The organism is Okeania sp., from assembly GCF_983059655.1.
The window spans coordinates 1-4,401 of record NZ_CEZPJD010000673.1 but is presented as its reverse complement, the minus strand read 5'-3'; the positions used below and the strand labels follow the sequence as shown (position 1 = coordinate 4,401).

Here is a 4,401-nt window from a genome sequence, read left to right as displayed (position 1 = left end):
AAACTCCTGATGGGATGGTAGGTATTCCAGAACCTAGTTTTGTTTGGGCGATATTGTTATTTGGTTTATATATGGGTTGGAAACATTGGGTGTTGTTGTGCAAGGCTAAGAAATAGTTATTGAAGAAGGAGTCAGGAGTCAGGAGTCAGGAGAAATGGGAATGAGCGAGGAGGTTCGTTTTGAATAATCTTCCCAGTGCGGGCATCTTGCCCGCGTGGGTGTAACTCACCAAGGTGGAATTAGCTGTAAGCTGAGAGACTTAAAATACTGATTTAAAAGCGATTTAGGAATTGACTCAAACTTCCCAATCTTCTATATTTAATTCACTAATCCTTTGAAATTCAGCCACATTATGAGTTACTAAAATTAAATCATTAGCTATAGCAATTGAAGCTATTTGTAAATCATAAGGCCCAATGGGTGTTCCCGCTTTTTCTAATCTTGTGCGAATTTCCCCATATATTTTTGTACATCTATCATCGAAAGGCAGAGATATAAACCTACTCAAAAAGATTTGTTGTTGAATTAAATTTTGTTGTGATTTTTGACTTTTTATTGCCCCATAAAATAGTTCGGCTTTGACCACAGAACAAACCACTATATCTCGCAGATTATGACTTTCTAATGTCTGTTTTAAGTTATTATTTAAGCCTTTTAAATAAACAATACAAACATTAGTATCTAATAAATAAATCATTCAAATAATTCTCTCTGCTCAAAATTACCTTGAGGATGTCTGACAAAAGTTTCATCTTGAATACTCCCATAAGTGTTTTCAATAAATTCATGCCAAGACTGATTTTCAGGTTGGTTATTATCTTGAATTAAATTAACCATTGTTCCCAAAAGCTGTTTTTCTTCTGGAGTTAAGTTGTTAATTATTTCTGCTAAGGATTTAACTAATTTTAAATTCATAAAAACCTCTAATAATTACTTCGGGAAGATAATTGGGAGACTATTGAGACTAGCTGCTCAGTTGTCAGATATTCAAATTCACCCCTCCAGATCAATCATAAAAGTTTACCCAAATTAACAAATTCTATCTTCGGCCTCATTGATTCTGTCGCTTCCCAATACTGCCATGCCTGAAACGGGAGATGCCCAGTATAATCAGTATTCAAGCTAAAAGTTAGGTCTGAATAATGCAACTGTTTTTCTCCTGAACGCCATCCGACTTCATTACCAAATGCTTCGTATACTTCCTTGTCATATTTTCCTTTTCCACCCAAACTCTGATAAATTTTCTTTTGGACGGAAAAACCAAACTTACCATTACTATATTTTATCCAAAGTTGGTCTATGTACTTAAGTATTGACATTGGAAACTCCTTATCATCATAAATAAAAGATGTTTGAATATCCCTTAATGCCATTACTTGATAAAAAATAACTACTGTCTGCTCATCAGCTTTTCTCCATTCACCTTGACACAAATATTCTTCCAAATTATTATTCTTTAGTAGTTCTGTTAGTTCCGTTTTGATTTGCTTAAGTTCAGACTTATAAGCAGAATCAGCTGCACTATAATAGTCGCAGGACAACATTTGAGAAAATCCCTCTCGAAATCGCTCAGGATTTTCTTTATTGGCAAACTTTAACCGGAAAATCTCACGCCATTTTTCCTCACTTCTATTGTCTTTCTTCCCCCATAACTCAAACAACTTTTCCGAACCTTTTTCATACAAAGAATAAACTTCAGGAACTTCAGGCAATTTAATACTCGAAATAATATGAGGTACAATCCGTGAAACTCGATAAACACGCTCAGATTCTTCTACTTCCGAACCAGCTTCTATTAAACCTAAATCTACCGCTTGATTTAACTTTTCTTGATAACCAGAAATAGACTCACAAACCGCATCTAAAGCTAACATCGGTACAGGAATTTCCAACACTAAACAATTACTCAATACCTGAATACCTTTTTCATCAATTTGTGCATAAAGTTCAGACCTAGTTATTTTCCATTTCCAATCTTCAGAACTAGATTCATGCTCAGTTAGTTTGGCATCAATATTCTTACAGGCAAGCACATCTTTATCCAACCATTCCAATAAACGGGGATTTCCATCTGCAAGTTTTAAGGCTCTTTCGATTAACTTTTCATCAATTTTTCCCGAATTAAAATTCTCCAGACGTTTCAATTTTTTCTTTAAATCAGCTTTGCGAAATGCGTCTAAACCTTGTACCCAAAACTCACTTAATAAATCATATTGAAATTCATAACGACAAGTAATAATAATTTTTTCCCTACCTATTTCTCGAATTGCAAAAACCAAAGCATCTAAAACTTCTGCCACTTCAGGTTTCAAAACAAATCCACCCTCACGAGGTTCGAGATTAAATTCAAAATCATCAAAGAGGAAAAGAAAAGGTTTTGCTCCAGCTTCAATCAAATTTTCAAACAAATCTCGCAACCTATATTTAAGTCCATTTTTATTATTTTGTAATTTAGAACGTAGGTCAGCATCCCTCAATTTATCTGCCAATTTTTGTACTAAATTAGAACTATCTATTTGTCGCCACCATAATACTGTTTCATATTCCAAGAAACGTTCCCAAAGTCGAGAAGCAATGGTACTTTTTCCCAAACCTCCCATACCATGAATTAATATTCCCAACTTATCATCTAACTTAAAAGCACGGAGACAATTTTGTAACTGACGGCGACGACCAACAAAATTTTCACGATTTACTACTCTAAATTTACGCTCTTCATCCCTAAATTCATCAATTGTTTTGTTGTAACGGGGCGCAGGTTTCCGACCTGGTTTTCTCAAGGGAGTTACTAACGCTCCCGGTAAACTACCCGCCACATAAAGTCGTAATTTATGCCAGTCTCTAGCATTAACTTTAATTAATTCCTGGTAAGTTTCCGCCAATGCTTCCGTTACTCTTTTTCCAGAAGACAACCCCTGATAAAATTTTGCTGCTACTGTTGTTGCATCTGTATCTAAAACCCGATCGCCCCATCCTAAAACTGCTGTTACACGTTCACTCAATAAAGATTCTGCCATTGACGGAATATTTTCTTCATATTCATATCCAGTCCGACAACCGGATAGAAAAATCAGTTTAGGGTATCGATATTGTAATTGTGTAGCAATATCTTCCCCACTACTATATTTTGCCTCTCCATATTCTGTCTCAGTAACAAAGCAAGGTTTATCATTCCGAAATTTTGTATGACCTGTGAGATGAATAACATCAAAAAAATTCTCTTCCTGATTTCCCACAAGATAACCTAATTCAGTCAAACAACCACTTTCTTCTACTTCTAAAAACAAAGGTGTTCTTTTAGTTGCTTCTAAAATACTTCCCTCCTCCGCTTCAAAATCAAGTTCCGAAAAATGGTCTCCCATGTTGCGGGGGGAAGTTGCCATAAATACAACATTTAATGCTCGGTTATGGGGGGGTTGATTTTGAAAAGAAAGTGGTTGACTATTCGTCACCCAACGAACAGGAATAATAGCAGGTTTACGCTTAACTAAAAATTCTTGACGATCATGGAGTAATTCCCAAGGTAAATGAGCTAATCTTTCTGAAGTAGAAATTGCTAAAACAATTCCTTCCCGCCGATATTTATCGAGTTCTCTTTGCAAAATACGGTCATTTCCATCCAACCAGTTATAAAGTATTTGACCAGTTTTGGCGTATTCTTCTGGCAGTCTGGTGTAATAGTTTGCCTCTGATTTTTTGATTAGAGCAGAAATTTCTGTCAGAGATAATTGATAAGATTGGTAATCATTAGGATTATTCCAAAAGTATCGGAATTGGGCATAATCATCCCCTATTAATTTCAAGTCTAAGTGAAGAATTTGCATAGTTATTTTTTCAGGAAACTTTCCAAAATATCTTTAATTTGTTCTACAGTTGCGCCGTGAAGTATAACTCGGTTGCCATTATTAGAAACAAATTCTACCTTCTCTAGTTTTGTCTCATGTTTTTTGAAACACTGGGAAATCTTCTCTGCAATATTTAGAGTATTAATAATCATAACAGAAGTTCCTGCACCAATTCCAACTATTGTCGCGATAGTTGCTAAATCAGCTTCTCTTTCAATACCAACTATTTCATAACTACCTTCTATACCTTCAATTGCCAGAATTTCTTCTGTAAATTGGACAGCATTTAAACCATCAATAGCTATTTTAAGCATTGTTCAACTCACTAACTTTTTTGATTTGATTATAACAGATAGCTAAAATGGTGCGTTACGACGGATTGTTAAATGCCTTTGAAAGCTTATATTTTTGCCGTCTAACGCACCCTACTGGAGTACTTTTAACTCATTTGATTAATAATTATTAATTATTCATTATTAATTATTCATTATTAATGACCAACCAAGCTCGCAAAACTTCTGCAACACTCCACGCTTGAGCAATACAACCACGGGGT

At 35.1% G+C, this 4,401-nt stretch carries 4 protein-coding genes; all 4 read right to left on the bottom strand.

Annotated elements, in window-relative coordinates; translation table 11 throughout:
- Positions 1–295 precede the first annotated feature (295 nt).
- Positions 296–697, bottom strand: a complete 402-nt coding sequence (vapC, locus tag AC3DU7_RS26380) for a type II toxin-antitoxin system tRNA(fMet)-specific endonuclease VapC (protein WP_488042247.1) — start codon at positions 695–697, stop codon at positions 296–298.
- A complete protein-coding gene (locus tag AC3DU7_RS26375) occupies positions 694–915 on the bottom strand; it encodes a hypothetical protein (protein ID WP_488042246.1) in 222 nt (73 codons plus the stop codon). Before AC3DU7_RS26375 ends, vapC begins: the two co-directional genes overlap by 4 nt.
- A 95-nt stretch (positions 916–1,010) precedes the next feature.
- The gene (locus AC3DU7_RS26370) at positions 1,011–3,824 is read right to left on the bottom strand and encodes a GUN4 domain-containing protein (RefSeq protein WP_488042245.1); all 2,814 of its coding nucleotides are present in this window, start codon (positions 3,822–3,824) and stop codon (positions 1,011–1,013) included.
- A gap of 2 nt (positions 3,825–3,826) precedes the next feature.
- Positions 3,827–4,159: a hypothetical protein gene (locus tag AC3DU7_RS26365; protein ID WP_488042244.1), complete on the bottom strand. Its 333-nt coding sequence runs from the start codon at positions 4,157–4,159 to the stop codon at positions 3,827–3,829.
- Positions 4,160–4,401 lie beyond the last annotated feature (242 nt).